Source organism: Marinobacterium halophilum (assembly GCF_003014615.1).
GTDB classification, from domain to species: Bacteria; Pseudomonadota; Gammaproteobacteria; order Pseudomonadales; family Balneatricaceae; genus Marinobacterium; species Marinobacterium halophilum.
The window spans coordinates 78,777-105,223 of sequence record NZ_PYGI01000005.1 but is presented as its reverse complement, the minus strand read 5'-3'; the positions used below and the strand labels follow the sequence as shown (position 1 = coordinate 105,223).

Below are 26,447 nucleotides of genomic sequence, written 5' to 3'. Positions count from 1 at the left end.
GTTAAACATGCCGGCATGATTGCCGGCATGTTTTTATCTGTCGACCATGGCGCAGCCATTCGCGCCCAGGAATATACGAGAGAAGCCAACAGGACATAACATGCATACTGTAGAGAAGATCGGCGGCACCTCAATGAGTCGCTTTCGTGAGCTGATGGATACCATTCTGATTGGTGAACGCACAGGCGAGACACTGTACAACCGTATCTTCGTTGTATCCGCCTATGGCGGCATCACCAATCTGCTCCTTGAGCACAAGAAAACCGGAGAACCGGGCGTGTATGCGCGGTTTGCCAATGCGGAAAACGAAAGCGCCTGGCGTGAAGCCTTGACCGATGTGCGCGCCCGCATGGCTGATATCAACCTGGAGCTGTTTGGTGATTCCGTTGAGCGGGTCGAAGCTGACCGCTTTATCACGCAGCGAATCACGGATGTGGAAACAATCATGTCCAGCTTGCAGCAGCTCTGCTCCCACGGGCACTTTCAGCTGGATGAGCATTTGATGAAAGTGCGCGAGATGCTGGCCGCAATCGGTGAGGCGCATAGTGCTCACAATAGTGTGCTGGCGTTGAAGAAAGCGGGTGTTAACGCACGCTTTGTTGATTTGTCAGGTTGGGATCAGCCTAACCCGCTGCCGTTCGATGAGATGATCGAACAGAGCTTCAAGGATATTGATGTCAGCCGGGAAATGCCGATAGTGACCGGCTACACGCACTGCAGCGAAGGTTTGATGCGCACCTTTGATCGTGGCTATAGCGAGATGACGTTCAGCAAGATAGCGACCAAAACCGGCGCGGCCGAAGCGGTGATTCATAAGGAATTTCACCTGAGTACGGCAGATCCGGGTATTGTGGGCCTGGATAACGTGGTTACCATCGGGCGTACCAATTACGATGTGGCCGACCAGCTCTCCAATCTGGGTATGGAAGCGATTCATCCGAAGGCGGCTAAAGGTTTGCGTCAGCAGGAGATTGAGCTGCGTATCAAGAACGCATTCGAGCCTGACCACGACGGTACGGTTATCAGCACTGATTACTGCAGCGCCAAGCCGCAGGTGGAAATCATTGCCGGGCGCCCGAACGTGTTTGCCATTGAAATCTTCGATCAGGATATGCTCGGTGAGGCGCGCTACGATATTGAATTGTCGCGCCTGCTGCAGGACCTGAAGCTTTATGTGGTCAATCGCGACTCCGATGCCAACAGCATCACCTACTTTGTGGCCGGCTCGCGCAAGATGGTCAATCGCGCCGTGCGCTTGATTGGCGAAAAATATAACAGTGCCGAAGTGGGTCTGCATAAGGTTGCCATCGTTTCTGCCATCGGTTCGGATCTGAAGGTGCCGGGTATTTTGGCGAAAACGGTTTCAGCGCTGGCCAAGGCAGGTATCAGTGTGCAAGCGCTGCACCAGTCTATGCGTCAGGTTGAAATGCAATGTATCGTTAATCAGGACGATTATGAGTCTGCCGTGCGTGCCTTGCACCATGCATTGATCGAGCAAGAAGAGCATGGGGATGTTATATGCGCTGCCTGAAGGTAGCTTTACTGATGTTGTTGCCATGTCTGGCGATGGCACAAGAGGAGGCCCCCGATCAGGGGGCCGTTTCCGTTGTGGAAGGCATGGTTGAGTCGGGTGATCAAGGGCTGACACTGCGTGAGCATGTGGAGCAGATTAAAGAGCCAATGTTCAAGCCGTTTATCGAACGCTATATCATCGATGAGATCAAGGCGTTGCGTACTGATATGGAGCGTCAGCGCGTCGAGATGATCCGCGAGATTACCGATCGTGAACTCAAGGTTGCCAATAGTTCCATCTCATATGCGACCGATACGGTCACCTACTTCTTCTACCTGATCGCGGCGGCATCCTCTATCCTGTTGATCGTGGGCTGGAGCTCCATTCGCGAGATTCGTGATCGGGTGCAGTCCATCGCCGACGAAAAGGTTGGACGTCTGGTTGAAGAGTATGAGGAGCGTCTGGAGCGCGTGGAGAAAGAGTTGCTGCGCAAATCCAGGATCATTCAGGAAAACCAGCATGAGTTGGAAATTACCAATGAAGTGCAGACGCTTTGGGTGAAGGCTTCTCAGGAAACATCGTGGGAGCAGAAGATACGGCTGTATGATCGTATTCTTGAATTGCGCCCCGATAATGCGGAAGCGCTGACCCATAAGGCGGATGCGGCATTGGAGTTGAACCAGCATCAGTGGGCGATTTCACTGTGTAACCTTGCCTTGACGGCGGAGCCGGACAGTGGCCATGCCTATTTCCAGCTGGCGTGCGCATATGCGGATTTGGGAGCCAGTCGTATTGCACTGGATTACCTGAAGCAGGCGGTCAGTATTTCCGATGAGTATCGGGAGCAGGCGCGTCAGGAGCAGAGGCTGCTGTCATTGTCGCAAGAACCTGATTTCATGTCGGTTCTGACCGGGCCGGATGCGGAACTTGCCAGCAGGGACTCTTAAGTCCTGCCGGCAAGTATCAACGGCTAGCGCAGGTGGTCGAAGTCGTCGTAGCTATCGCTTATCTGTCGGATCAAGCGGCGCTCTTCCATGAAGTCTTCAATTTGACGCCGGCGCTTGCCGTTATATTTCAACCGGCTTCGGCCTGTGTCTTCTTCCTCTTCACTGAGCGGCTCGTTCCAGTCGTCCAGATCATCATCAGCCACTTGATCGACACGGATTTTAGTGCCCATCGTTCTCACTCTCACGTAAGGTTTTTTAGGGAACGGCAGCGCCGCAATAGTGACGATTCGGGAAGGTGTTCAAACGCAGGAAACATGGAGGTTTACGCGCGTTCAGTTGAATCCCTCATCTAAGCGCGAATATAGTCCAGCTTGTGGCCGGCATCAAAATAAAAAATACCTATCAGGATCATTGAATATATCGATTCAGATCAATCGGTCGCGCCCATGCTCAGGGCGCGACCATAGTTGATCAGCGTTCGAAGACGTAAGTGCCCGGAGCCGGTGCGATGACAGGGTAGCCCGCATCCGCGTTGCCCATGGCAGGTGGCTTGATCTGTCCGGTGCTGTGTTGGGTCAGCCAGTCTGACCAGGGTTCCCACCAGGAGCCATCACGACTGTCGTGGCGTAATAGCCAGTCATCGGCTGGAATATGCTTGTCCTCGGGGGTCTGTACGCCCAGCTGATAGCTGCGGCGGGGGTGGCCGGGTTCGCTGACAATACCGGCATTATGGCCGCCGCTGGTCAGGGCGAAGGTCACCTCTGTATTCATCAGATCGTGTACCTTGTACACCGACCGCCAAGGCGCAACGTGGTCGGTTTGGGTGGCGACGCAAAAGACCGGGACACGGATGTCGCGCAAGGAGATCGGGCGCTCACCAACCGGGAAGCGGCCGCTGGCCAAGTCGTTATTCAAGAATAGATGGCGCAGATACTCCGAATGCATCTTGTACGGCATGCGTGTGGAGTCGGCGTTCCAGGTCATCAGGTCGTTCACGCGTGGACTTTCACCGAGCAGGTATTCACTGACAATACGTGACCAGATCAGGTCATAGGAACGCAGCAGGGTGAAGGCTCCCGCCATTTGCTGGGTATCCAGGTAGCCTTTGTCCCACATGATATCTTCCATGTAGGTCAGCTGACTTTCGTCGATGAACAGCATCAACTCACCGGCCTCGGTAAAGTCGGTCTGTGCAGTGAACATGGTCAACGACTGCAGGCGATCATCATTGTCACGTGACATGGCGGCAGCGGCGATGGTCGCGAGCGTACCGCCCAGACAGTAGCCGACCAGATGTACCTTGCGCTCGGGAAGGACGGCATTAATCGCTTTCAGCGCGTCCATGACACCCAGGTTCAGGTAGTCGCTCATGCCCATATCGCGGTCGCGGGCATCGGGGTTGTGCCAGGATATCATGAACACTGTATGTCCCTTGTCGACCAGATAGCGCACCATGGAATTGTGCTCTGACAGGTCGAGAATGTAATACTTCATGATCCATGCCGGTGTGATCAGGATTGGCTCCGCTGCAACCTTGTCGGTGGTTGGTGAGTATTGAATCAGCTCGATCAGGCGGTTGCGGAAAATGACTTTACCGGGCGTGCAGGCCAGTTGCTTGCCGACGACAAAGGGCTGGTCGTCGGGGTTTTTGTCTTCCAGCAGGGAATGCTGCAGGTCTTCCATCAAGTTCTGCATGCCTTTGGCCAGGCTCTGGCCGCCGGTGCTGATCGCTTTCTCCACTACTGTCGGGTTGGTGAACGGGTAATTGGTCGGCGAAAAAAGATCGAGGCACTGACGTGCGGCAAACGAGACTACATTTTCGTGATGCTTGGCCACGCCCGGGATGCCGGTTGTGGCATAGTGCCACCATTGTTCCTGCAGCAGGAAACCCTGCGCCATGACATTGTAGGGAAAACGCTTCCAGGCCGGGTCATTGAAGCGCCGATCTCCCGGCAGAGATTGAATGAAGGGCGCTGCGTTGCTGTCGAGGCTGGCGCGAGCAGCCCAAAGGCCAAAAGCGCTGCTTTTGCGTAGAATGTTTTCCAACAGCTCATTGAGTTTACCCGGCGAGTGGCTAGTGTGGATAAGCCAGTCCATGTAGGCCAATGTCAGAGATGCGGGCGACAGACCATTGGTATGGCGCCCCTCGATGGCATGTATAACGCGGTCGATGCTGTTCTTGATATCGGGAAAAGGCATGCGTGTCATCTGAATCTCCTTTCTCTGACGGGTGGGCGCAAGCAAAGAGAATACCAGTCTGGCAGTCGAGGGTGTATGGTCAGGTATGAGTAATTTTCACCCAAAGTCCAATTGCCGGATCGGTTTTTTATCGCCTTTTGCTGCAGGTGCGAAAAGGATAGAATACGCTATCGGGTGTATGACCCGTAATGAAAATTGACTGTGCCAATATAGGAACTCACTGAGTGTCGACAAAATACCTCAAACGCTTCTTCAAACCCCAATCCATAGCTGTGTTCGGTGCGTCTGAACGCGAGGACAGCATGGGCGGGATTGTGTTGCGCAACCTGATCGAAAGCCAGTATCCAGGCAAGCTGATGGCGGTGAATGCTCAGGGGTATGACGAGGTTAATGGCATTCAGTGTTTTCGCAGTGTGGCAGAGCTGCCTGAAATGCCCGATCTGGCCATTATCTGTGCCCCACCGGAAAGCGTGGCCGGCATCATTCGCAAGCTTGGTGCGAATATGGTCAAGGCGGCGATGATTCTGACGGGAGGGCTGAGCCCGCAGAACAGTAACCATACCCGCTCGCTGCGTGAAGATGTGCGTGAAGCCGCCAAGCCCTATGGTATTCGTATCCTCGGGCCTGACTGTATGGGGCTGCTGATTCCCGGTGCCAAGCTCAATGCCAGCTATTCCCATGTCAATATTCGCAAAGGCAAGGTTGCCTATGTGGGTCAGTCCGGCTTGCTGGGCACCGCGATGATTGACTGGGCAAGTGGTCAGGAGATCGGTTTTTCCCATTTCCTGACGCTGGGGGACGGGGTTGATGTCGACTTGCCCGCAATTATTGACTATCTGGCCAATGAGCCCGCCACCCAGGCGATCCTGTTGCAGATGGACCGCATCATAGGTTCGTCGCGCAACTTTGTTTCTGCCGTACGTGCGGCCTCACGCAACAAGCTGGTGCTGGTGCTCAAGTCCAATATCATTCAGGACGGCCGTTACAGTGTTGAGTTGGCACCCGGAATCGATGATGAAGACCGGGTCTATGATGCGGCGCTGCGCCGTGCCGGTGCCGTCCGCGTTGAAACCTCTGATCAGCTGTTCAATGCACTGGAAACGCTGTCACGCATGAAGCCAATGCGCGGTGAGCGTCTGGCCATGCTATGTAACGGCATGGGCCCGAATGCGCTGGCGTATGACCGGTTGTTGCGCAAGCAGGGGAAATTGGCCGAAATCACCGAAGAAACCCGGCAGGCAATCGCTGAGTTGCTACCGGCTACCTGGAACGGGCTTAACCCGGTCGATCTCAATTCTGATGCGACGCCGGAGCGTTTTGCTGAAATTACGCGCCTGTTGACCAAAGACCCGAATGTAGATGCGGTGTTGACCATTCATGCACCGACGCGCATGGCTGCGAGCGTTGCAACGGCTGACGAAGTGATCAAGGTGGCGCGCAAGACGCCACGTAATGTATTGACCTGCTGGATGGGGCGATATTCGGCGATTGAGGCGCGTAACCATTGCAACGCGGCAGGTATTCCGACGTTCATGACGCCAGAGGAAGCGGTGGATGCCTTTATGCAGATGGTGGAATACCATCGCAATCAGGCGGCCATGCGCCAGACACCGGCACCGTTCCATCTGCACAACCTGCCTAATCGCAAGCGGGCACGGAAAATGCTGCAACAGGCGCAAGAAGAAGGGCGTGACTATCTGCTGCACTCCGAAGCGTGTGACCTGCTGGATCTGTATGAAATTCCGACGCCGAATACCGGATATGCGGATGACATCAGCGGTGTGGTGGATATTGCTCGCCAAATGGGTGGTTCGGTCGCGGTCAAGGCGTTGCATTGCGAGAACATCTATCCGTTCAGCTACGACAACAGTTCGCATCAGCGCTGGCGCGATTTGGCGCTGGATCTGTATTCAATCAGTGAAGTACGTCATGCCACGACCAAGCTGGCCTATCGGGTAGGTGAGCGTTATGCCCCGGAAGAGTCGCATGGTTTCGTGGTGCAGCAGATGAAGCGTGGCTTCCAGTCGATGCAGGTGAATGTGGGTATTACCCGTGATCCCGTGTTTGGCCCCCTTATCCTGTTCGGTGTGGGTGGGTATGCCATTGATGTATTGGCCGATCGAAATATCATGTTGCCGCCGCTTAACTTTGCTTTGGCGCGTCAGCTGGTTCGGCGTTCGCGTGTCTATAACATCATTGCTGAAAACAGTTACCAGGTAGAGCGTGATGTCGATCATTTGTGCGAACTGCTGATTCGGTTGTCCGAGATGGCGGTTGACCTGCCTGAATTGAAGTGTTTGGAAATCAATCCGCTGCTGCTCAATAAACGTGGTCTGTTGGCAGTGGATTGTGCGGTATCGCTGGGTGAGCCGGCACAGCTATCGATCTCGCCGTACCCGGAATATCTGACCGAGCAGGTGACGTTGAAGCGTTCGGGGCGCGCGGCAACACTGCGTGCGATTCGTGGCGAGGATGAGCCCGCTCACCTGGCGTTCTTCAACTCATTGAGCCCTGAGTCGATCCGGTTACGCTATTTTTACAGCCGAGGGGTACCGACTCATGCCGAGCTGGCGACCTGGACTCAGATCGACTACGACCGTGAGATGGCATTCATCGTCACGGCACCGAAACTCAGTGGTGCAGGTTTCGAGACGCTTGGGGTAGTGCGTGCGGTGACCGATGCTGATAATGTACGCAGCGAATTCTCGATCGTGATCCGTGACGATCTGCAGGGTGAAGGCCTGGGTGTGCTGCTGATGCAGAAGGCGATCGACTATTGTCGCGCCCGGGGCACGTTGCAAATGGTAGGTTCTACCATGACCTCAAACAAGAGTATGCAGGGCCTGGCCCGCAAGCTTGGTTTCAAAATCAGCTACAACATGGAAGAAGATGTGGTTGATATGAAAATGATGTTGAACGAGCCGACCGAGGATTGGCAGATCTACCGTCTGCAGCATTAATCATCCATCCCGCTATTAATGGTGCCGCCTGTTCGGGCGGCATTTGGCCTTATGAATACAGATAACAACACGTCAGCCATACGGTTGTCGTTGCCGGTACTATTTGGCTACATCCCGCTGGGCGCCGCCTTCGGTGTCATGTTTTCGGAGCTGGGCTATCACTGGCTGTATGCCATGCTGATGGGCATCGTAATCTATGCCGGAGCCGGTCAGTTTCTGGCGGTCGGCCTGTTGGCCAACCACGCCGGTCTGGTTGAAGTGTTTGTTGCCACGTTGCTGCTGAATGCGCGGCACATGGTGTATGGCCTGTCGCTGTTAAGCAGCCTGAAGCTGCAAGGGCCGCGTCGCTGGTATCTGATCTTTGCCCTGACCGATGAAACCTACTCGCTGCTTAGCATGCTGCAGACCGGTTGTGACCAGCTGCGCGCACGCCTGCAGTTCCGCATAGCGGCGCTCAACCATGTTTACTGGGTGGCAGGCTGTACGCTGGGAGCCTGGCTGGGCGGACAGATCGAGTTTTCCACGGCGGGTATCGAATTTACGTTGCCAGCCCTGTTTCTGGTGCTGGCGCTGGAGCAGTACCGTGCGGTCCGCCGCCCTCGCGTATTTGTGTTAGCGCTTGCCATTGGTGTGCTGGCACTATTGATCAGTCCGGATAATATGCTGATGCTGTCAATCGCCATGGCGGTGTCATTACTGGTGATGGCAAGAGGAGGGGTGGAGTGGACACGACTGCGTATCTTCTGACCGTTGTGGTCGTGGCTGCGGTAGCGACTTTCCTGACGCGGGCATTGCCTTTTGTGTTGTTGTACCGCTGGGCAGATCATCCGCTGCTGAAACATCTGGGCCGCTATCTGCCGCCGGTACTGATGGTGCTGCTGTTGATGTATGCGTTAAAGGATGCGCTGGTAACGGGAGAGGGTCTGTGGCCGTCACTGGCAGCTCTGAGCGTCGTCATGATTTTGCATTTGTTATTGCGCAACCCGTTGGTCAGCATCATGTCAGGAACGGGTCTGTTCATGTTCCTGACCCAGAGCGGACTGCTGGTTTGAACTTCAGGGCGAGGTTGGGCAGAACAGTTCGTGCAGTGTCCGGATGATGGTGATGGCCGTGTTGCCGTTCAGGGAGTAATAGATTGTCTGTGATTCGCGGCGAGTGCGCACCAGGCCGTCGCGACGTAACACTGCCAAATGCTGAGACAGTGCTGATTGGCTCAGGTCCAGGCAGCGGTTGAGTTCTGAAACTGACAACTCTTTGCCATCCAGGTAGCAGAGGATCAGCAGTCGGCTGTCATTGCCTAAAACGCGCATTAGTTTGGCGGCGGCAGCAGCATTTTGCTTCATCGGCTCCAGGCTGTCCTGGGGCAAGCGATGGGGTTGTACGGGTGCTGACAGCTTGGTCACGGAAGGCCTCATCGATCTTGTTATTTGCCGGCCATGTTATCCCATTTCCTGATTTAATCCCATTCCTCTAATATACGCAGAATGCATATCCCTATAACGTGTGTGTATGTTTCCCGCTACGTCGACTGAAGGTGATAAAGGTTTTCCCGTATACTTTAGTTCAATTCAAGACTAAAGTTGATTGTCGACAACTCGACTTGTTCGCCGTCTGACAGTACTGTCCTCCCCACTTGGGCATAGGGGAATGCCCGAACATCTAAGAACAATACCGTATCGCTTATTGGGGAGCATTTATGGGAATTTATCGGCGTGAGCATGGTGCCGAGCATCCGTACTGGAAGTTCGGTCCCTTTAAAGTCCGTTTACCGTTTGTCCATTATCGCTGGGAATGGCCGGAAACCATTCAGGCGTTGATCATGTTCGTGATCGGCATGGCGATGATTCCGTTGCTGGAAAAGTATCTTGGCCTGCCGTATGACGTTGCTCTGGCATTCGTTGTAGTGTGTGGCGTGGGCTTCATGTTACCGGCAATGCTGGGTGTACCGATGGTGCCTGGCTGGATTACCCCTGCGATTCCTGTTGTCGGCCTTTATCTGGGCAACTTCGAGCCGGGCCCCGATGCGATCCGTGCATTGATTGGTTTGCAGCTGGTGGTCACACTGATCTTCTTTGTGCTCGGTATTACCCGATTGGGCAGTAAGCTGGTCGACATGTTCCCGAGTTCGATCAAGGGCGGCATCCTGATGGGTGCGGGTATCGCGGCGATCTCCGGGGAGATTGTTCAAGGTGGTCGTCTGGCAGAAACACCGATTTCGTTGATCATCGGTGGCGCAGTGACAGGTTATATCCTGTTCTCGCTGTCATTCCGTGACTGGACTGAAAAACACCGCTGGGCACGTATTGTTGCCGGTTATGGCATGGTGCCGGGTTCACTGGTCGCCATGGGTATCGGTTGGGGTGTGGGTGAATATCCGGTCCCGAATATCGAGTTCGGTATTTCGACACCGGCGTTTGACAAGATGCTGGACTACACCGTCTTTGGCGTCGGTCTGCCGTCATGGGAAATGGTCTGGATGGCTATTCCAACTGCAATCATTGCGTACATCATTGCCTTCGGTGACATCATTGTCGGCCAGAGTCTGCTCAAGCGAGTAGACCACCTGCGTCCTGACGAAAAAATCGAAGTCAACGTTGACCGCGTACACCTGGTCACTGCGATCCGTAACCTGCTGCATTCACTGCTGGCGCCTTATCCTGGCCTGGCGGGTCCGCTGTTTACCGGTGCGATGGCAACAATTGCCGAACGTTACCGTTACGGCCGCAAGGCGATGGATACCATTTATGGCGGTGTAAGCGTGTTCTGGATTGTAGGCTTCATTGCTCTGTTTATCCTGCCGCTGGCTACGCTGTTCAAGCCGGTGTTGCCGATCGCGCTGTCGCTGACTCTGCTGATTACCGGTTACCTGTGTATCAGTGTCGGTGTGGAGCAGGTCGATAACGCGACTTCCATGGGCGTGGCGGGCACCATGGGTGTAGTGCTGTCGGTATACGGTGCTGCATATGGTTTGGCAGTTGGTGTCATTTTGTACTTGCTGTTCGAGAAGCGCTCCAAATCGGCATTGAAAGAGCATGCCGGTGAGGAACCTGAAGAACCGATCCATATTGAAGAACGCGCTGAAGAATACGGCAACCGCTAACGCCGTCAGTTGCGACTACGGGCGAAGTCATTACGGCTTCGCCCTTTTTTTTGTGCTGATTCAGGCCGTGGAGTGCGGGTGCAGTTGCGCCCCCCGCGTTTGGCCGCATACAACGCTTCATCCGCCTTTTTGATGACGATATCGGGCGTCTCGCCCGCTGCACGAGTGCATACGCCGATACTGATGGTAACGTTGACAACCTGTGTTGAGGCCGCCGGACGTTCCCGCAATGGGCGTCCGTGGGTGTCATGTTCCGGCCGGTCCGGGCTGCGTACTTTCATGGGATAGTGCGCAATGCGTTCGCGTACGGCCTCAAGTGCGGCAAAGGCTTCCTCTTCCGAGCGCCGTTTGAAGACAATGGTGAACTCTTCACCGCCATAACGGAATAACTGGCCACCGGCACCAATGCTACGCAGCTGGGTGGCGACCATGCGCAGTACCTGGTCACCCGTGTCATGACCATAACGGTCATTAAACTGCTTGAAGTGGTCGATATCGAGCATGGCAAGGCTGTAGTGCTTGCCGGGACTGGCCAGGCAATGTTCCAGTGCACGGCGCCCCGGCACACCCGTCAAGGTGTCGACAAACGCCATGGCATAGCCTCGCCGGATCAGTGCAACAAACAGTATAAGCTGGCCCAGCAGGTGGTAGAGCGGTCCCTGTAACGGCGCATCTGCACGAGCCAGAATCAGTAGCAGGGTCAAGCCAAGAAGAAGGTTAACCCCGGTATCGTCCCGACGGTAGAGCAGGCCCAGTAAGGTCGTGCCCGCAAGGACCAGCAGCTGCCACCAGAAAATGGCGTGGCTAATGGTGACGCTGCTGAACAGGAATTCGATGAAGTTACTGGGCAATGAGGGCAGTAAAGTGACCAGTATTAAGGGCTGATGCAACCAGAGGTAAGCCAGACTGATATAAATGGCGAGCATGCTGCTTATACGCACCAGGCCCGTGCGTGACAGCGTACTCCGCTCCGGGGTGAGCAGTATCCATGCTTGCATGATGGGTGATATCAGGCCAAGTAACACCAATGCTACATAGCTGGCAGGGTTGTCGATACCGCTGTTCGTCACCAGATGAATCAGCCCGGTTGCCAGGGCCAGATGCAACGACATCAGCAGCAGGCGGCTTTGTTTGAAGCCCAGTGACAAAAATAGAATGACGAGGCCAGCCAGCCAGGGCAGGGTGGTCAAAAATAGTGTGTGAGTGGCCGATAGATCCGGTGCAGCAGCAGCCAGTATCAGTGGTAGGGGCAGTAGCAACAGAGGCAGCAGTCGCAGGGCCGAGGTCCAAATCACGGGTGTGTGCTCTGATTCAGATGAAAGACGATAGTCTAACATCGCATTGTCTTTATGTCGCATAAAAGTGACATGGATCAATATACGCACACATTAGTGCTGCGCGCTTACTTAATCGAAGCTAGCGGGCTATGCTCAGGTGAATGGGCCATTGATCGGAGGAAATATGAGTCAGTATGCGCGGGTATTGGTGAATTTGCGTGATGATGAGCATCGTGGCGAGCTGTTGCAGAAGCTGCGGAGGCTGGGCGAACATGCGTCTCAGGTCGAGCTGTTCAGTTGTCTGTATTCAGCGGGCCTGGCCAGTAGCCATCTGTTCGATGCTGACGGTCGTCAACATGCGATACAGGCCGTGTTGCGCAAGGCTGAGAAGGGGTTGATGTCACATGTCGACAAGCTGCAGCAGCGTGGGCTGACGGCTGGCGCTGATGTGTACTGGGACCGTGATCAGGCGGAAGGTATTGTGCGCAAGGTACTGCGTTATCAGCCGGATCTGGTCTTGCATGCGCCTGAACATCATGCCAATCCGCTACAGCGGTTGCTGTCCGCACCAGACTGGCGTTTGCTGCGACAATGCCCGGCACCACTATTGCTGAGTAAAAAGCCGCACTGGAACGATCGTCCGATTATTGCTGCCGCGATCGACCCATTCCACCTGGATGATGAAGCGGCGGCACTGGATCATCGTTTGCTGGCACATGCCGCCGGGCTGGCGCAACAGCTGGATGGCGAGCTGCACGTGCTGCATGTATTTCAAACCCTGCCGCATTCGGCAATTTTTGATGAGCATCTGGTACTGGATTACGAAGCGCTACAGCAGCGCGTGAGGGCTGAGCATCATACCCGTATAGATGAGCTGATTGCGCCGTACGGGCTTTCAGTACAGGACCCCTGTGTACATCTGCTTGAAGGGGAGCTGCATCAGCTGGTGCCACAATGGGCCCAGGATAACCAGATTGATGTGCTGGCGATGGGGAGTCAGGCGCGTGGTTTCCTTGACCGCATGTTGCTGGGCAGTTCCGCCGAGCGTTTGCTGGATAAGGTTGGTTGTGATCTGTTGGTGTTGAAACCGGACAGTTTTCACTGCCCGGTAACTGAATTCTAGAGGTTGAACTCGGCCCAGATCGGCGCGTGATCAGAAGGCTTTTCCATCCCGCGAATCGCGTAATCGATACCGACATCGGTGCAGTGTTCCAGGAGTACCGGTGTTGCCAGGATGGCATCGATTCTCAGGCCGCGTTTGGGCTCGTCATCAAAGCCGCGACTGCGGTAATCGAACCAGCTGAACAGCTGATCCTCTTCGGGGTGGAGGTGGCGGAAGCTGTCCTTCAAGCCCCATTGGTGCAGGCGTGCCAACCATTCGCGTTCTTCCGGCTGGAAACTGGTTTTGCCGGTACGCAGCCAACGCTTGCGGTTGGGCTCGCCGATACCGATGTCGCGATCTTCAGCGGAAATGTTCAGGTCGCCCATTACGACCAGGGGCTGTTCCGGGCTGCACTGTTCTTGAAGATGCTGTAGCAGATCGGCATAAAAGCGTCGTTTAGCGGGGAATTTTGTCGGGTGATCGATGCTTTCACCTTGCGGGAAGTAACCGTTGAGCACCCGCACGGTCGTGCCGTTGGCGCTGGTGAAATCTGCCATGATCATGCGGCGCTGAGCATCCGCTTCATCACCATCAAAACCGTACTGCACATTGAGGGCGGGCTGTTTGGATATCAGGCAAACGCCGTAATGTCCCTTTTGGCCGTGATAAACGACGTGATAGCCCAGGGCTTCAATCTGCGCAACGGGGAATTGTTCATCCGCCACTTTGGTTTCCTGAATGCCGATCACATCCGGTTGGTGGGTATCGATCAGGCGCTCAAGCTGGTGCATGCGGGCGCGAATGCCGTTGGTGTTGAAAGAGATCAGCTTCATACAGGTCCTATACGGGCACGGATGGTAAAGGTGGGCATGGTAACAGAAAGTCAGGCTAATACAGGCTTTGCTTGATAGCTTTTCACTATCGGACTACAGAGTCCAATTTTATTGGGCCTGGCCCGTGTGGGCTGGTTACAATGACGGCATATTCTGAATACATTCAAGGAGGCACAGTGGCACATTTTGATTATGACCTGTTTGTGATTGGAGCGGGATCGGGTGGTGTGCGCGCCGGACGCATGGCTGCAGCGGAAGGTGTGAAAGTCGCTGTTGCCGAAGATCGTTATTTGGGCGGCACCTGTGTCAACGTTGGCTGTGTACCGAAGAAGCTGTATGTCTATGCATCGCACTATGCCGAGTCTTTCCATGAGGCGGCAGGCTTCGGATTGCAGGCCGAAGGCGTGACCTTCGATTGGCCGACGCTGCGTGACAACAAGAAGCAGGAGATCGGTCGCCTCAACGGCATTTACACCCGATTGCTGGAAAATTCCGGCTGTGATCTGATCAATGGCCGTGCCGAAGTAGTGGGTGAGCACGAGGTGCGTGTCGGCGATACCACATATACGGCCGAGCGCATTCTGGTGGCAACCGGTGGTTGGCCTTTCATTCCCGATTTCGAAGGCAATGAGCACGTAATCAGCTCCAACGAAGTGTTTGATCTTGAACACTTCCCTCAAGATGTCCTTGTTGTGGGGGGAGGTTACATTGCGGTCGAATTTGCCGGTATCTTCGCGGGCCTCGGTGCGCGAACTGAACTGATTTATCGAGGTGACCTGTTCCTGCGGGGCTTTGATCAGGAAGTGCGTGAATTCACGGCCCAGGAAGTGGCTAAAAAAGGTGTTGGTCTGAACTTCAATTGCAATATTGAACGGGTCGAGAAATTACCGTCCGGTCGTCTGCAGGCTCACTTGACGGACGGTCGCGTACTGGACGCTGATCAGATTCTTTATGCAACAGGCCGAGTCCCCAATACTCAGGGGTTGGGTCTGGATACGGTTGGTGTAGCACTGCAGAACAACGGTGCCATTGTCGTTAATGACAGCTTTCAAACATCAGTGCCCTCGGTTTATGCGATCGGTGACGTGATTGACCGCGTCCAGTTAACGCCGGTTGCTCTGGCTGAAGGTATGGCTTTGGTGCGGCATCTGTATGCCAAGGGTAATCCTGCGGTGGATTATGAATTGATTCCGACTGCTGTCTTCTGTCAGCCCAATATTGGTACCGTGGGTCTGAGTGAAGAGCAGGCACGTGAGCGTTTCGATGAGATCCAGGTTTACAGCTCCGAGTTCCGCGCCATGAAACATACGCTGAGCGGGAGTGAAGAGCGCACGTTGATGAAGATGATCGTTGATGTGAAAACTGATCGTGTGGTGGGTGTACACATGGTCGGTGCCGATGCTGGCGAGATCATTCAGGGGATTGGTGTAGCACTGAAAGCAGGTGCAACCAAAGCGGTGTTTGATAGCACTATCGGCATCCACCCGACGGCAGCAGAAGAGTTTGTTACCATGCGTCAGCCGGTACGTTAAGGCTGGTACAGCCATCCGTATGATGCAAAACGCCCGGTGCAATACACCGGGCGTTTTGCGTTGTGACGACGGCTTATGCCATCACGTGCGGATACCGGCCGATCACTCTGCCGGCGATTGTTCAGTTTCTGCTGCAGGCGCTTCGGTTTTCAAAATCTGTACGCTCTGGATTACAACCGGTGTGACGGGCACGTTCTGGTAGCGACCACGGTTACCGGTAGCGGTCTTGCTGATTGCATCCACGACATCCATGCCACGGGTCACCTTGCCGAATACGGTGTAGCCTGGACGCCCCGGCATGCCATCCAGGCGTCGGTTATCAACGGTATTGATGAAGAACTGGGCGGTTGCGCTGTCAGGGTCACGTGTCCGTGCCATGGCGATAGTGCCGCGCAGATTGCTCAGTCCATTGTCCGACTCGTTCTTGACCGGCGCACTGGTGTCCAGTTGTTCCATGTCGGGGGTAAAGCCACCGCCCTGCACCATGAATCCGGGAATGACGCGGTGGAAGACCAGCCCGTTATAGTGGCCCTGTTCAGCATAGGTCAGAAAATTGGTGACACTGGCAGGTGCTTTATCGCTATCCAGCTCGAGCAGAATTTCGCCTTGACTGGTTTCCAGCAGAACGCTTTCGGCCAGTGCGTGGCTGCTGATTGTAGCGGCCAGCATCAGGCCGGTCAGAAGGGGCTTGAACATGGTGCTCTCCCGATTAAGTAAAAGCCTCATTATAGGGGCGAGGTGGCAGGAGACAACGGCTAATCGTGTTGGTTTTAGAGGGCAGGGCGGAATAATGCTGGCACTTCTCTCATTATTTTGAACATCGTTCATAATTATTCTTGACGATTGTGAACGGTGTTTAATAGACTGCTTCAATATTATTGAACAGTGTTTAGTTGAGGGCAGTGTCATGGCAAGACGCAACGATCACTCCAGGGATGAACTCAGGGAGATGGCGCTTAGTGCTGCTGAGCGGGTATTGCAACAGGAAGGATTCAAGGCATTGAGTGCGCGCCGTGTTGCGGCTGATATCGGCTATTCGGCCGGCTCATTGTACACTTTGTTCAAGAATCTGGATGATCTGTGCTGGCAGCTCAATGCCCGTACGCTCACGCAGTTGTTGGCAGAGCTGGATCGGGTTGAACAGACCGATGCCAAATCCTGTCTGTTGGCTTATGGCCATGCCTATATGGCTTTTGCTCATGACCATCCGGCGCGCTGGGCGTTGCTGTTCGAGCATGGTGGCAGTCGAGATATGCCAACACCAGCGTCACTCAGTGAACGTATCGACTCGCTGTTTGCCCGTGTGGAAGTGTGCTTGCAACAACTCAAACCGGAAATGCCGGCGGCGGAGTGCGCGCTGACCGCGCGTACATTGTGGAGTGGCGTGCATGGCATTGCGGTACTGGCGTTGCGACAGAAGCTGTTTCTGGATCAGGCACAATCTGCAGACAAAATGTTGCAGCAGCTGGTCGATCATTTCATCAAGGGTTGGTTGATAGAGGAATGCAGGGATGCTTGAATTACTGAGAGTGCGCGGCTTTCTGGCCTTTGTGGCCATTGCCTTCATCAACGCGTTCGTCGATCTTGGTCATAAAATCACCATCCAGAACACGCTGTTCAAGGTGTATGACGGTGATACCCAGATACTGCTGACCGCCATCGTCAATGGCTTGATTCTGTTGCCATTCATCCTGTTGTTTACGCCCGCCGGGTTTATTTCCGACAAATATCCCAAACCTCGTGTCATGCGCATCTCCGCATGGGCGGCGGTCGTGATTACCTTGGCGATTACCGTCTGTTATTACCAGGGATGGTTTGTCCCCGCGTTTGTGTTGACCTTTATTCTGGCGGTACAGAGTGCACTGTATTCGCCGGCAAAATACGGTTTTATTCGCGAGCTGGTGGGGACGGAACGGCTGAGTGAAGGCAATGGCTGGATTCAGGCGACTACCATGGTCGCGATTCTCAGCGGCATCGTGGTGTTTTCGGCGCTGTTCGAGTGGCGGGTGTCGTCACTGGACGAGCTGACTTCAACCAGTATTCTGCTGCAGGTTGCGCCGTTGGGTTGGCTGCTGGTCGCAGGCGCGGTATGTGAAGTGGTACTGGCGTACCGCCTGCCGGCACTGGGCCATACGGATACCGAGCAATCCTTCGACATGCAGGACTATCTGACGTGCCGTAGCCTGCGGCGTAACCTGAGAATACTCAGTGAACCGCGTGTCATTATGTCATCGATCGCTGGTCTGGCGCTGTTCTGGTCGGTCAGTCAGGTCATGCTGGCCGTTTTTCCGGCCTATGCCGAGGAACACCTGGGTCAGAGCAACACCTTTGTCATTCAGAGCGTCATGGCGCTGGCCGGTATCGGTATCATGATCGGTTCGGTGCTGGCGGCGCGGTTGTCCCGACACTTCATCAATGCCGGATTGATTCCGCTAGGCGCTGCCGGGGTCGCTTTGGGGCTGATGCTGTTGCCGACACTGGACAGTATCTGGGTGAGTGCCGGCGCGTTTCTGCTGATCGGCATCTCTGGCTCGCTGATGACCATTCCGCTTAATGCGCTGATTCAGTTCAATGCACCCGAGCTTCGTGTGGGGCGCATTCTGGCGGGTAACAACTTCATCCAGAACGTAGCCATGCTGGCATTTCTCATTCTGACGGTGGTCAGTGCGCTGTTGTCGATCCCTTCGATCAGTCTGCTGTGGGCTCTGGGCATTATCGGGTCTTTGGGGGCGCTGTACGCCATTGTGCTGCTGCCGCAGGCATTGATTCGGTTGCTGGTGTCGGCCCTGGTGCGTCGACGTTACAACCTGAAGGTGCTGGGTTTTGAACATCTGCCTACCAGTGGCGAAGGCACTCTGTTGCTGGGTAACCATATCAGTTGGCTGGATTGGGCAATGCTGCAGATGGCATGCCCGCGACATATCCATTTTGTCATGGAGCGTTCGATCTATGAGCGCTGGTATTTGCGCTGGTTCCTGGACCTGTATGGCGTGATCCCGATTTCAACAGGCGGCAGCCGCAGTGCGATGCGCCAAGTGCGTAACTTGTTGGCACAGGGCAAGGTGGTTTGCCTGTTTCCCGAAGGTGCCATCAGTTATAGCGGCCAGCTGGGTGAGTTCAAACGTGGCTTTGAGCGTGTGACCCGCGTCGATGAAGGCGAGACCTTGCCGAACGCCCGTATTCTGCCGTTCTATCTGCATGGGCTGTGGGGCAGTCGTTTCTCCCGCTCAAATGAACGCATGCAGGGTTCGGAGTGCCGGGGCATGAAACGTGATGTTATTGTCGCTTTTGGTACACCGATCGCCCTGGATGCAAAGGCCGAAGTGGTCAAGCAGAAGGTCTCCGAATTGTCGGTAAGGGCCTGGAACGAATACACCGATACGCTGGAAACATTGCCTGCATCATTTATCCGTACTGCCAAGGCCGCGCCTGCCGAGTGGGCGTTAACCGATATGAACGGGCCAGTATTCAATCACCGACGCTTGCTCACGGCGACAATTCTGTTCAGTCGCCGCATGCGCAGGATACCGGCGCAAAATGTAGGCTTGTTGCTGCCGACCGCTGCGGGTGGTGCCATCGCCAATATGGCCGTCCTGATGGCGGGGAAAACCGTGGTCAATCTCAATTACACCGCTCCTCAGGAGGCACTCATAAGTGCGGTCGAACAGGCGGGGCTGACGACTCTCGTGACTTCGGAGCGCTTCCTGAAGAAGCTGGCGCAACGCGGAGTAAAGCTCGACCAGTTGCTGCAACAGGTTGACGTGATCAAGCTGGAGGATGTGAAGGCGAAGATCGGTAAGCTGGAGTCGATTCTGACGCTGGCACAGTCGGTGCTGCTGCCGGTAGCGGTACTGCAGTGGCGTTATGGTGGTCGCGGTCAGCTGGATGAGACCGCTGCTGTCCTGTTCTCGTCCGGGAGTGAAGGTCCGCCTAAAGGCGTGATGTTGAGTCACCGTAATATAATGGCAAATTTGAAGCAGATCGCCGCCGTGTTGAACGTTCAGGCCGATGACTGTGTATTGGCCACATTGCCGTTGTTCCATGCGTTTGGTCTGACTGTGACCTGCATGATGCCGTTGGTCGAGGGCATTCCGTTGGTGTGCCATCCTGACCCTACGGACGCTGCCAACATCGGTAAGGCCGCTGCGCGTTACCGAGCCACAATCTTGTGCGGGACCAGTACGTTTCTGGGCATGTATATGCGTAACAAACGTCTGCACCCGTTGATGTTCAGTAGTCTGCGGGTCGTAGTAGCGGGGGCCGAGAAACTTTCGCCGACCATCAAGACCGGTTTTGAAGCACGCTTCAAGGTGCCGGTGCTGGAAGGCTACGGTTGTACCGAAACGACCCCGGTGGCCAGCGTCAACTTGCCGGACTATCTGGATACGCGCTGGTGGAATGTGCAGACTGGCGAGCGTCAAGGGACGGTGGGTATGGCATTGCCCGGCTCCATGTTCCGTATTGTTGATCCCGATACGCTGGAAGAGTTGTCCGTTGGTGATGATGGTTTGATTCTGCTGGGTGGCAGTCAAATCATGAAAGGCTATCTCAACAACCTGCAGAAAACAGCTGATGTGGTGATCAGGCAGGACGGGCTGCGCTGGTACAAGACCGGTGACAAGGGGCATCTGGATGCGGATGGTTTCCTGACCATTGTTGATCGGTACTCCCGCTTTGCCAAAATCGGTGGCGAGATGGTGTCGTTGTCCACCGTCGAGAACGCACTGCGCCAGGCGCTGGGCTATGACGAGCAGCGCCTGGCGGCGGTGGCGGTGCCGGATGCCAAGAAAGGAGAGCGGATCGTGCTGTTGATAGAAGAGGAAGCGGATCCTGTCAGTCGCACGCTGCGCAAGGCCGACATTCCGCCGCTGTATCGTCCGGCGGAGGTGTTGACTGTGGCGCAGATCCCGATTCTGGGCAGTGGCAAGACGGATCTGGCGGCGGCCAAGCGGTTGGCGCTGGATCTGGTTGCGTGAAGCGGGCATAATATCCGAGTAATTAAGTTGGTTATTGTCGAGGTATCGGCAATCAAGGAGGCCAAGTGACAGCGTTATCCCGTGAACAGATTGAAGCCGCTATTGCGGACTATATCGACCCGGACCTGAAACAGTCTTTGTTGGCAGCAGGCTGCGTGCAGCAGATCGATATTGATGACCGCCACATTGGTATCCAGCTGCAGTTGAAGCATGTATGTGCGAGCCGTCATGATGCATTGCGGTCGCAGTTGAGTGAGCACCTGCAACCGCTGGCCAGTGGGCGTGCGGTCGAAATTAAGCTTGCTCAACAGGTTGAAGCACACCCGAGCCCCAAAAAACTGCCAGCATTGGCAGGGGTCAAGAACATCATAGCGGTGGCTTCGGGCAAAGGGGGAGTCGGCAAATCCACCACCACCGTCAACCTGGCGTTGGCACTGGCGGCCGAAGGTGCACGGGTCGGTATTCTGGATGCTGATATTTATGGCCCCAGTCAAGGCATGATGCTGGGTGTTGCCGAGGGTGAACGCCCGGAAACAGCTGAAGAAAAGTACTTCAAACCGATCGTGCGCCACGGTCTGCAGTCGATGTCGATGAGCTATCTGGTGGATGAGAACACGCCGATGGTGTGGCGTGGGCCGATGGTGAGTGGTGCCATGCAGCAGTTGTTGAACCAGACGCTGTGGCAGGATCTGGATTACTTGCTGATTGATATGCCGCCGGGAACCGGCGATATCCAGTTGACGTTGGCGCAACGTGTGCCGGTCAGCGCTGCGGTGATTGTTACCACCCCGCAGGATATCGCGCTGTTGGATGCCCGCAAAGGAATTGAGATGTTTCGCAAGGTCGATATTCCGGTTTTGGGTATCGTTGAAAACATGAGCGTGCACATTTGCAGTCAGTGCGGTCATGAGGAAGCGTTGTTTGGTCATGGGGGCGGTGAGCGTATTGCCGCTGATTATGACACTGAACTGCTTGGTCAGTTGCCACTGTCGATGGCGATTCGTGAACAGACAGATGCCGGCACACCAACGGTTATTGCTGCGCCCGAGAGTGCGCATGCTGAACGTTATCTGGCCATCGCACGTCGGGTCAGTGCTGCGTTGGCAGAAAAATCTGCTCAGCGTGGGAACTCTATACCCAACATCGCGGTCGAACTTGATTAGTACAGTGAGATGAAATTTTCCGCCCCGGCAGCCGTCGGGGCGGTTTTTTTTGTGCAAAACGTATAGAATATCGCGTTGGTTTGCAGAACTGTTTCTTCAGGTGAAAGGTCGTTATGGGTATAAAGTCAGATAGCTGGATTCGTCAGATGGCGGACAAGCACGCAATGATCGAGCCGTTTGAGGCCGGTCAGGTACGTCGTGCCAACGATCAGCCGATCGTGTCATATGGCACGTCAAGCTATGGGTATGATGTTCGTTGCGCCGATGAATTCAAGATCTTCACCAACATCAACTCCTCCATTGTCGACCCGAAGAACTTCGATGAGGGCAGCTTTGTCGATGTGAAGTCGGATGTCTGCATTATTCCGCCGAACTCGTTTGCGTTGGCGCGTACGGTTGAGTACTTCCGCATTCCGCGTGATGTTCTGACCATCTGCCTGGGTAAAAGTACCTATGCGCGTTGCGGCATTATCGTCAACGTCACACCGCTTGAGCCCGAGTGGGAAGGCCATGTGACGCTTGAATTCTCCAACACCACGCCGTTACCGGCGCGGATCTACGCCCATGAGGGTGTGGCCCAGATGCTGTTTCTCGGTGCTGATGAGGTCTGCGAGACTTCGTACAAGGACCGCAATGGCAAATACCAGGGCCAGACTGGCGTTGTTGTCCCGCGAACCTGATATTTTAACTAGGTGTGCATGAAAACCAATCCTGATCTGAAACAGATCCAGGCGTTCTGGCAGCAGATTGAGCGCACGCTCGATCAGCTTCTGCAAAGTCAGCAGGAGATGCAGTTTGACGCTGAAAATCTGTTGGATACCTACCGTGACAGCCTGCAGCTGATCGATCGTAACCTGACGTTCCATTTCGAGCGCGAGCACGAAGAAGGTCCGGTCGAAATGATTTTTGGCTGTGATGGCTACCCTGAATCGATTCATTCGGTGTTGAGTGTTGTGGGTGAAGCGCCGCAGTTGAGCGGTATATCCTTTCGCGCCTTCAATCACCGTTATGACCCGATTCCGTCCTGTGTCAATCTGGGCGAAGAGCTGTGTGATATCGAAGATTTCTGGTGTTCACTCAGGGTGATCAACAGCAAAATGCAGCTGGCAGTTTATCTTCAGGATGCACCCAAAATTCTGGAAATGGACCCGCGTGTTGAGGCGGTGATGATCTTCCTTGATGCCCTGATCGGCGAGTACGAGTTGATGACCCGAGTATGGGCGCTGGACTGGTGTGAATTGCCGAAAGATCCGGTGGATTACGGCCTGATTCCACTGCAGCAGTTGCGCAGTGCGTTTGATTGCATGAAGGATGATGTCCAGGCTGTGGGCATTACCATTCACTGAACGGCCCCAGAGCGGGATGCGGAGGTAGGTATGAGTCAGCGTTTGGCTGAACTGATGGATCAGGTACGGCAGGTATATGTGCGCCAAATGCAGGAGCAGGGTCCGCACGAGCCTTATCTGACGGCGCATCGTGTCTGTCAGCAGATGTTGAATCTGGATGCGGTGGCATTGGCTGAGCTGATTGCTGATGACCCCAAGCTCCTGTCGGCTCGTGCCGTAAACCTGGTGGAAGATCCCGCCGAGATAGATAACCCCAGTGTGGGCGTGATTGTCACCAGCAATATCTGCGCGGCGGCTCTGGAAGGGCTGCTGGCCGTTGCGGTCAATCGTGAGTGGCTGGAGATTGATGCTGAAGAGCGCATACTGGTTGATGCGTGGGAACTGGACAATGTGCCAGCCGTGCGCAGTATCGACTACAGTGACGTCAAGGGGCCTGATCTGGAACGTCCGGGTCCGAGCCAGTTGAGTGTGCTATTCAACGCTGCAGAGAAAGCCTACCTTCAGCAGCTGTCAGAAGCGGCGCATGACGCTTACCATCTGGCGCTTCAGGTTTCATCCGATTATGTGGTCTTTGCGCCTGAAGACCTTGCGCCGTTGATTGTTGAAAACCCGCTGTTGCTGGGTCTGCGTGCAGACGAGCTGGTTGATGAAGAGATGTTCGAGGGTGAGCCGCCAGCGGGGCTGATCATCAGTGCTCATTTGACCGAAATGTTGCTGCAGCAACTGCTGGAAGTGGCTCAGGAGCAGGGCGCGCTGGCGCTGGATAGCTCCGGGCAATTGATCATACCGGTATCGGATGAAGATAACCCGACGCTGCATTAACCTTTATATAGCGCGATCACGGTATGTAAAAAAGCCACTCAATGAGTGGCTTTTTTATGCGTATCAGGCAGGCAGGCTGCGTCCAGAAGGTTGCGGGTATAAGCCTGTTCGGGGTGTGCAAACAGAGCGTGTGTATCCGCAGACTCGACAATCTTGCCATGCTGCATGACCATTACGCGGTGGCTCATGGCGCGGACGACGGCAAGATCATGGCTGATGAATAAATAGCTTAGCCCATAGCGTTGCTGCAGGGTTCGCAGCAATTCAATGATCTGCTTCTGCACGGTACGGTCCAGTGCTGACGTCGGCTCGTCCAGAATGATCAATTCGGGCTTGAGTACCAATGCTCTGGCAATGGCGATGCGCTGGCGCTGGCCGCCGGAAAATTCATGCGGGTAGCGATGACGGATTACCGGGTCAAGGCCAACATCGACGAGTGCCTGGCAGACGTGCTGCTCCTGTTGCTGAAGGTCGTTACAGCCTTGAACTTGCAGCCCTTCAGCGATGATCTCAAGTATATTCATGCGTGGACTGAGACTGCCGTAGGGGTCCTGGAACACCACTTGGATCTGTTTGCGCAGTGGTGTGATCTGCTTCTGTTTCAGCTTCGACAGGCAGTGTTGCTTGAAGTGGATATCGCCGTGACTACGGATCAGGCGGAGAATCGCCATGGCGAGTGTAGTTTTGCCTGAGCCGGATTCGCCGACGATGCCCAGTGTCTCGCCAGCGCGCAACTGCAGGTCAATGCCATCAACCGCGCGATGGTAGTCATGCACGCGCTGCAACAGGCCTTTACGTTGCTCGAACAATACCTGCAATCCTTGGGTTTGCAGTAATAACGGTGCGCCCTGGGCGACCGGTGTCGGTGAGCCTTCAGGTTCGGCGGCCAGCAACTGGCGAGTATAGTCATGCTGAGGGTGGGTAAACAGGTCGTTACAGGCCTGATTTTCCAGCATTGCACCTTGATGCATGACGCAGATGCGATCGGCGACGCGGCGGACAACATTGAGATCGTGCGAGATCAGCAGAATCGCCATGTTGAACCGGGCCTGCAATGTTTGCAGCAACTCCAGTATCTGCTGCTGGATGGTGACATCCAGCGCGGTCGTAGGCTCGTCAGCAATCAACAGCTCTGGTTCATTGGTCAGTGCCATGGCAATCATGACGCGCTGGCGCTGGCCTCCAGACAGCTGATGCGGGTATTGGTCCAGCCGTTTTTCGGGTGCGTCGATGCCTACCAGTGTCAGCAGTTCAATAACGCGCTCGCGGCAGGCATCGAGGCTAAAACCCTTGTGCAGGCGCAAGGTTTCGCTGATCTGCTTTTCCAGTGTATGCAGTGGATTCAGCGAGGTCATGGGCTCCTGAAAGATGATACCCACGCGATTGCCGCGCAGTTGCTGCAGGCGTGACTCGTCGGCCTGTAACAGATCTTCACCACGGTACAGAATCTGGCCTTCAGGGGGGTGAATCTGCTGGGGTGACAGCAAGCGTAAAAGGGAGAGTGCGGTTACGGACTTGCCGGAGCCGGATTCGCCTACCAGCGCAAGAGTGGTACCCGCCTCAATTTCAAAGCTGACCTCCTTTACCGCAGGGCTTGATGCGCCGTTGAAACAGACGGACAGCTTGTTGACTGAAACCAGTGGGCTTGTCATGTCATATTTTCCGGGGGTCAAAGGCATCACGAACGGCTTCGCCGATAAAGATCAGCAACGTCAGCATGGTGGCCAGCGAAAGAAAAGCGGTAATGCCAAGCCACGGCGCATGCAGGTTTTCCTTGCCTTGTGCTACCAGCTCACCGAGCGACGGAGAGCCGGGCGGTAGCCCGAAGCCGAGAAAGTCCAGTGCAGTAAGGGTTACGATGGCACTGTTGAACACGAATGGCATGAAGGTCAGTGTCGCGATCATCGCGTTGGGCAAGACATGACGGTACATGATGCGCAGATCGCTGAGCCCGAGTGCTTTGGCTGCACGCACGTATTCCAGATTGCGCCCGCGCAGAAACTCGGCCCTGACTACGTCGACCAGGCTCATCCATGAGAACAGCAGCATGATGCCCAGCAGCCACCAGAAATTCGGCTGTACCAGGCTTGCCAGTATGATCAGCAGAAACAGTACCGGCAAACCGGACCAGATCTCGATAAAGCGTTGGAATAACAGATCGATGCGCCCGCCATAATAGCCTTGCACGGCACCGGCGCAGACGCCAATCACCGAGCTTGCCAGGGTCAGGGCCAGTGCAAACAGAATCGATATCCTGAAACCGTAGATCACGCGGGCCAATACATCGCGGCCTTGATCATCCGTTCCCAGCCAGTTGTCCGGCGAAGGCGGAGACGGAGCCGGTTGGCTAAGGTCATAGTTGATGGTGTCGTGGCCAAAACGTACCAGTGGCCAGATCATCCAGCCACCACTTTCTTCGATCAGTGTCTGTATGTAAGGGTCACGATAATCTACAGGCAGAGCAAACTCGCCGCCAAAATCGACTTCGGTATAGTCCTGCAGCAGTGGCCAGTGCAGCTGCTGTTGATGGTTGATCAGCAGGGGTTTGTCGTTAGCGATCATTTCGGCGCAAAGGCTGAAGCCGAACAGCAGCAGAAACAGCCACAGTGACCAGAAGCCCCTGCGGTTGCGCTTGAAACTGTCCAGACGTCGGCGTTGCATGGGTGACAGGGGCATG

22 protein-coding genes are annotated in these 26,447 nt (G+C 55.0%); 14 read left to right on the top strand and 8 right to left on the bottom strand.

Annotation, left to right across the window (positions count from 1 at the left end; translation table 11 throughout):
• Nucleotides 1–100: 100 nt before the first annotated feature.
• Both CLV44_RS04875 and CLV44_RS04870 read left to right on the top strand, forming a co-directional pair.
• Nucleotides 101–1,531 carry an aspartate kinase gene (locus tag CLV44_RS04875; protein WP_106590988.1) on the top strand — a complete coding sequence of 477 codons (1,431 nt, stop codon included), beginning with the start codon at nt 101–103 and terminating at the stop codon, nt 1,529–1,531.
• A complete protein-coding gene (locus CLV44_RS04870) occupies nt 1,519–2,460 on the top strand; it encodes a TPR end-of-group domain-containing protein (RefSeq protein ID WP_106590987.1) in 942 nt (313 codons plus the stop codon). Before CLV44_RS04875 ends, CLV44_RS04870 begins: the two co-directional genes overlap by 13 nt.
• A gap of 23 nt (nt 2,461–2,483) precedes the next feature.
• On the opposite strand, the gene CLV44_RS04865 is transcribed toward CLV44_RS04870, so the two are convergent.
• Nucleotides 2,484–2,690: a PA3496 family putative envelope integrity protein gene (locus CLV44_RS04865; RefSeq protein ID WP_106590986.1), complete on the bottom strand. Its 207-nt coding sequence runs from the start codon at nt 2,688–2,690 to the stop codon at nt 2,484–2,486.
• Between the two features lie 241 nt (nt 2,691–2,931).
• Entirely contained in the window at nt 2,932–4,668 is a 1,737-nt protein-coding gene (locus tag CLV44_RS04860; RefSeq protein ID WP_106590985.1) for a PHA/PHB synthase family protein, read from the bottom strand.
• Between the two features lie 215 nt (nt 4,669–4,883).
• Here CLV44_RS04860 and CLV44_RS04855 point away from each other — a divergent pair, with 215 nt between their 5' ends.
• Genes CLV44_RS04855 through CLV44_RS04845 form a run of 3 tightly spaced genes read left to right on the top strand, consistent with a single transcriptional unit; the run spans nt 4,884 to nt 8,671 of the window.
• Nucleotides 4,884–7,619, top strand: a complete 2,736-nt coding sequence (locus CLV44_RS04855; RefSeq protein ID WP_106590984.1) for a bifunctional acetate--CoA ligase family protein/GNAT family N-acetyltransferase — start codon at nt 4,884–4,886, stop codon at nt 7,617–7,619.
• Nucleotides 7,620–7,670: 51 nt separating this feature from the next.
• Nucleotides 7,671–8,366, top strand: coding sequence for an AzlC family ABC transporter permease (locus tag CLV44_RS04850; protein ID WP_106590983.1), 696 nt, complete (start codon nt 7,671–7,673; stop codon nt 8,364–8,366).
• Nucleotides 8,342–8,671 (top strand): AzlD domain-containing protein, encoded by a 330-nt coding sequence (locus CLV44_RS04845; RefSeq protein ID WP_106590982.1) that lies wholly within the window; start codon nt 8,342–8,344, stop codon nt 8,669–8,671. The genes CLV44_RS04850 and CLV44_RS04845 overlap by 25 nt, the downstream gene beginning before the upstream one ends.
• 3 nt (nt 8,672–8,674) lie before the next feature.
• On the opposite strand, the gene CLV44_RS04840 is transcribed toward CLV44_RS04845, so the two are convergent.
• Nucleotides 8,675–8,962, bottom strand: a complete 288-nt coding sequence (locus tag CLV44_RS04840) for an ArsR/SmtB family transcription factor (RefSeq protein ID WP_211298082.1) — start codon at nt 8,960–8,962, stop codon at nt 8,675–8,677.
• Nucleotides 8,963–9,315: 353 nt separating this feature from the next.
• Here CLV44_RS04840 and CLV44_RS04835 point away from each other — a divergent pair, with 353 nt between their 5' ends.
• Nucleotides 9,316–10,719, top strand: a complete 1,404-nt coding sequence (locus tag CLV44_RS04835; protein WP_106590980.1) for a xanthine/uracil/vitamin C permease — start codon at nt 9,316–9,318, stop codon at nt 10,717–10,719.
• Between the two features lie 5 nt (nt 10,720–10,724).
• On the opposite strand, the gene CLV44_RS04830 is transcribed toward CLV44_RS04835, so the two are convergent.
• The gene (locus CLV44_RS04830; protein WP_170069262.1) at nt 10,725–12,014 is read right to left on the bottom strand and encodes a GGDEF domain-containing protein; all 1,290 of its coding nucleotides are present in this window, start codon (nt 12,012–12,014) and stop codon (nt 10,725–10,727) included.
• 166 nt (nt 12,015–12,180) lie between these two features.
• Between CLV44_RS04830 and CLV44_RS04825 the strand changes: the two genes are divergently transcribed.
• Nucleotides 12,181–13,119: a universal stress protein gene (locus CLV44_RS04825; RefSeq protein ID WP_106590978.1), complete on the top strand. Its 939-nt coding sequence runs from the start codon at nt 12,181–12,183 to the stop codon at nt 13,117–13,119.
• Here the strand turns inward: CLV44_RS04825 and xthA are convergent.
• Complete coding sequence (gene xthA, locus CLV44_RS04820; protein WP_106590977.1) at nt 13,116–13,931, bottom strand: exodeoxyribonuclease III; 816 nt, start codon at nt 13,929–13,931, stop codon at nt 13,116–13,118. The genes CLV44_RS04825 and xthA overlap by 4 nt on opposite strands.
• Before the next feature lie 176 nt (nt 13,932–14,107).
• On the opposite strand from xthA, the gene gorA reads away from it, so the two are divergent.
• Nucleotides 14,108–15,463 (top strand): glutathione-disulfide reductase, encoded by a 1,356-nt coding sequence (gene gorA, locus CLV44_RS04815; RefSeq protein WP_106590976.1) that lies wholly within the window; start codon nt 14,108–14,110, stop codon nt 15,461–15,463.
• Nucleotides 15,464–15,565: 102 nt separating this feature from the next.
• Here gorA and CLV44_RS04810 read toward each other — a convergent pair whose 3' ends face one another.
• The gene (locus CLV44_RS04810) at nt 15,566–16,159 is read right to left on the bottom strand and encodes a peptidylprolyl isomerase (protein WP_106590975.1); all 594 of its coding nucleotides are present in this window, start codon (nt 16,157–16,159) and stop codon (nt 15,566–15,568) included.
• A gap of 211 nt (nt 16,160–16,370) precedes the next feature.
• Between CLV44_RS04810 and CLV44_RS04805 the strand changes: the two genes are divergently transcribed.
• The 6 genes from CLV44_RS04805 to CLV44_RS04780 all read left to right on the top strand — a co-directional run bounded on the left by CLV44_RS04805 (nt 16,371) and on the right by CLV44_RS04780 (nt 23,770).
• A complete protein-coding gene (locus tag CLV44_RS04805) occupies nt 16,371–16,982 on the top strand; it encodes a TetR/AcrR family transcriptional regulator (RefSeq protein WP_106590974.1) in 612 nt (203 codons plus the stop codon).
• A complete protein-coding gene (locus CLV44_RS04800; protein ID WP_106590973.1) occupies nt 16,975–20,439 on the top strand; it encodes an acyl-[ACP]--phospholipid O-acyltransferase in 3,465 nt (1,154 codons plus the stop codon). The genes CLV44_RS04805 and CLV44_RS04800 overlap by 8 nt, the downstream gene beginning before the upstream one ends.
• Nucleotides 20,440–20,504: 65 nt before the next feature.
• A complete protein-coding gene (gene apbC / locus CLV44_RS04795) occupies nt 20,505–21,602 on the top strand; it encodes an iron-sulfur cluster carrier protein ApbC (protein WP_106590972.1) in 1,098 nt (365 codons plus the stop codon).
• A 113-nt stretch (nt 21,603–21,715) separates the two neighbouring features.
• Nucleotides 21,716–22,282: a dCTP deaminase gene (gene dcd / locus CLV44_RS04790; RefSeq protein ID WP_106590971.1), complete on the top strand. Its 567-nt coding sequence runs from the start codon at nt 21,716–21,718 to the stop codon at nt 22,280–22,282.
• A gap of 18 nt (nt 22,283–22,300) precedes the next feature.
• Complete coding sequence (locus CLV44_RS04785; protein ID WP_106590970.1) at nt 22,301–22,948, top strand: hypothetical protein; 648 nt, start codon at nt 22,301–22,303, stop codon at nt 22,946–22,948.
• A gap of 30 nt (nt 22,949–22,978) precedes the next feature.
• Nucleotides 22,979–23,770 carry a hypothetical protein gene (locus CLV44_RS04780; protein WP_106590969.1) on the top strand — a complete coding sequence of 264 codons (792 nt, stop codon included), beginning with the start codon at nt 22,979–22,981 and terminating at the stop codon, nt 23,768–23,770.
• Nucleotides 23,771–23,808: 38 nt separating this feature from the next.
• Here CLV44_RS04780 and CLV44_RS04775 read toward each other — a convergent pair whose 3' ends face one another.
• Both CLV44_RS04775 and CLV44_RS04770 read right to left on the bottom strand, forming a co-directional pair.
• Nucleotides 23,809–25,422, bottom strand: a complete 1,614-nt coding sequence (locus CLV44_RS04775; protein ID WP_106590968.1) for an ABC transporter ATP-binding protein — start codon at nt 25,420–25,422, stop codon at nt 23,809–23,811.
• Nucleotide 25,423: 1 nt separating this feature from the next.
• Entirely contained in the window at nt 25,424–26,446 is a 1,023-nt protein-coding gene (locus tag CLV44_RS04770) for an ABC transporter permease (RefSeq protein WP_106590967.1), read from the bottom strand.
• Nucleotide 26,447: the final 1 nt, after the last annotated feature.

Coding starts and splice junctions, on each gene's coding strand:
- CLV44_RS04770 (WP_106590967.1), bottom strand. CDS start 26,446: ATGCCCCTGTCACCCATGCAACGCCGACGTCTGGACAGTTTCAAGCGC.
- CLV44_RS04825 (WP_106590978.1), top strand. CDS start 12,181: ATGAGTCAGTATGCGCGGGTATTGGTGAATTTGCGTGATGATGAGCAT.
- CLV44_RS04800 (WP_106590973.1), top strand. CDS start 16,975: ATGCTTGAATTACTGAGAGTGCGCGGCTTTCTGGCCTTTGTGGCCATT.
- CLV44_RS04805 (WP_106590974.1), top strand. CDS start 16,371: ATGGCAAGACGCAACGATCACTCCAGGGATGAACTCAGGGAGATGGCG.
- CLV44_RS04875 (WP_106590988.1), top strand. CDS start 101: ATGCATACTGTAGAGAAGATCGGCGGCACCTCAATGAGTCGCTTTCGT.
- xthA (WP_106590977.1), bottom strand. CDS start 13,931: ATGAAGCTGATCTCTTTCAACACCAACGGCATTCGCGCCCGCATGCAC.
- CLV44_RS04810 (WP_106590975.1), bottom strand. CDS start 16,159: ATGTTCAAGCCCCTTCTGACCGGCCTGATGCTGGCCGCTACAATCAGC.
- CLV44_RS04835 (WP_106590980.1), top strand. CDS start 9,316: ATGGGAATTTATCGGCGTGAGCATGGTGCCGAGCATCCGTACTGGAAG.
- CLV44_RS04870 (WP_106590987.1), top strand. CDS start 1,519: ATGCGCTGCCTGAAGGTAGCTTTACTGATGTTGTTGCCATGTCTGGCG.
- CLV44_RS04785 (WP_106590970.1), top strand. CDS start 22,301: ATGAAAACCAATCCTGATCTGAAACAGATCCAGGCGTTCTGGCAGCAG.
- CLV44_RS04860 (WP_106590985.1), bottom strand. CDS start 4,668: ATGACACGCATGCCTTTTCCCGATATCAAGAACAGCATCGACCGCGTT.
- CLV44_RS04775 (WP_106590968.1), bottom strand. CDS start 25,422: ATGACAAGCCCACTGGTTTCAGTCAACAAGCTGTCCGTCTGTTTCAAC.
- CLV44_RS04865 (WP_106590986.1), bottom strand. CDS start 2,690: ATGGGCACTAAAATCCGTGTCGATCAAGTGGCTGATGATGATCTGGAC.
- CLV44_RS04780 (WP_106590969.1), top strand. CDS start 22,979: ATGAGTCAGCGTTTGGCTGAACTGATGGATCAGGTACGGCAGGTATAT.
- dcd (WP_106590971.1), top strand. CDS start 21,716: ATGGGTATAAAGTCAGATAGCTGGATTCGTCAGATGGCGGACAAGCAC.
- CLV44_RS04850 (WP_106590983.1), top strand. CDS start 7,671: ATGAATACAGATAACAACACGTCAGCCATACGGTTGTCGTTGCCGGTA.
- CLV44_RS04840 (WP_211298082.1), bottom strand. CDS start 8,962: ATGAAGCAAAATGCTGCTGCCGCCGCCAAACTAATGCGCGTTTTAGGC.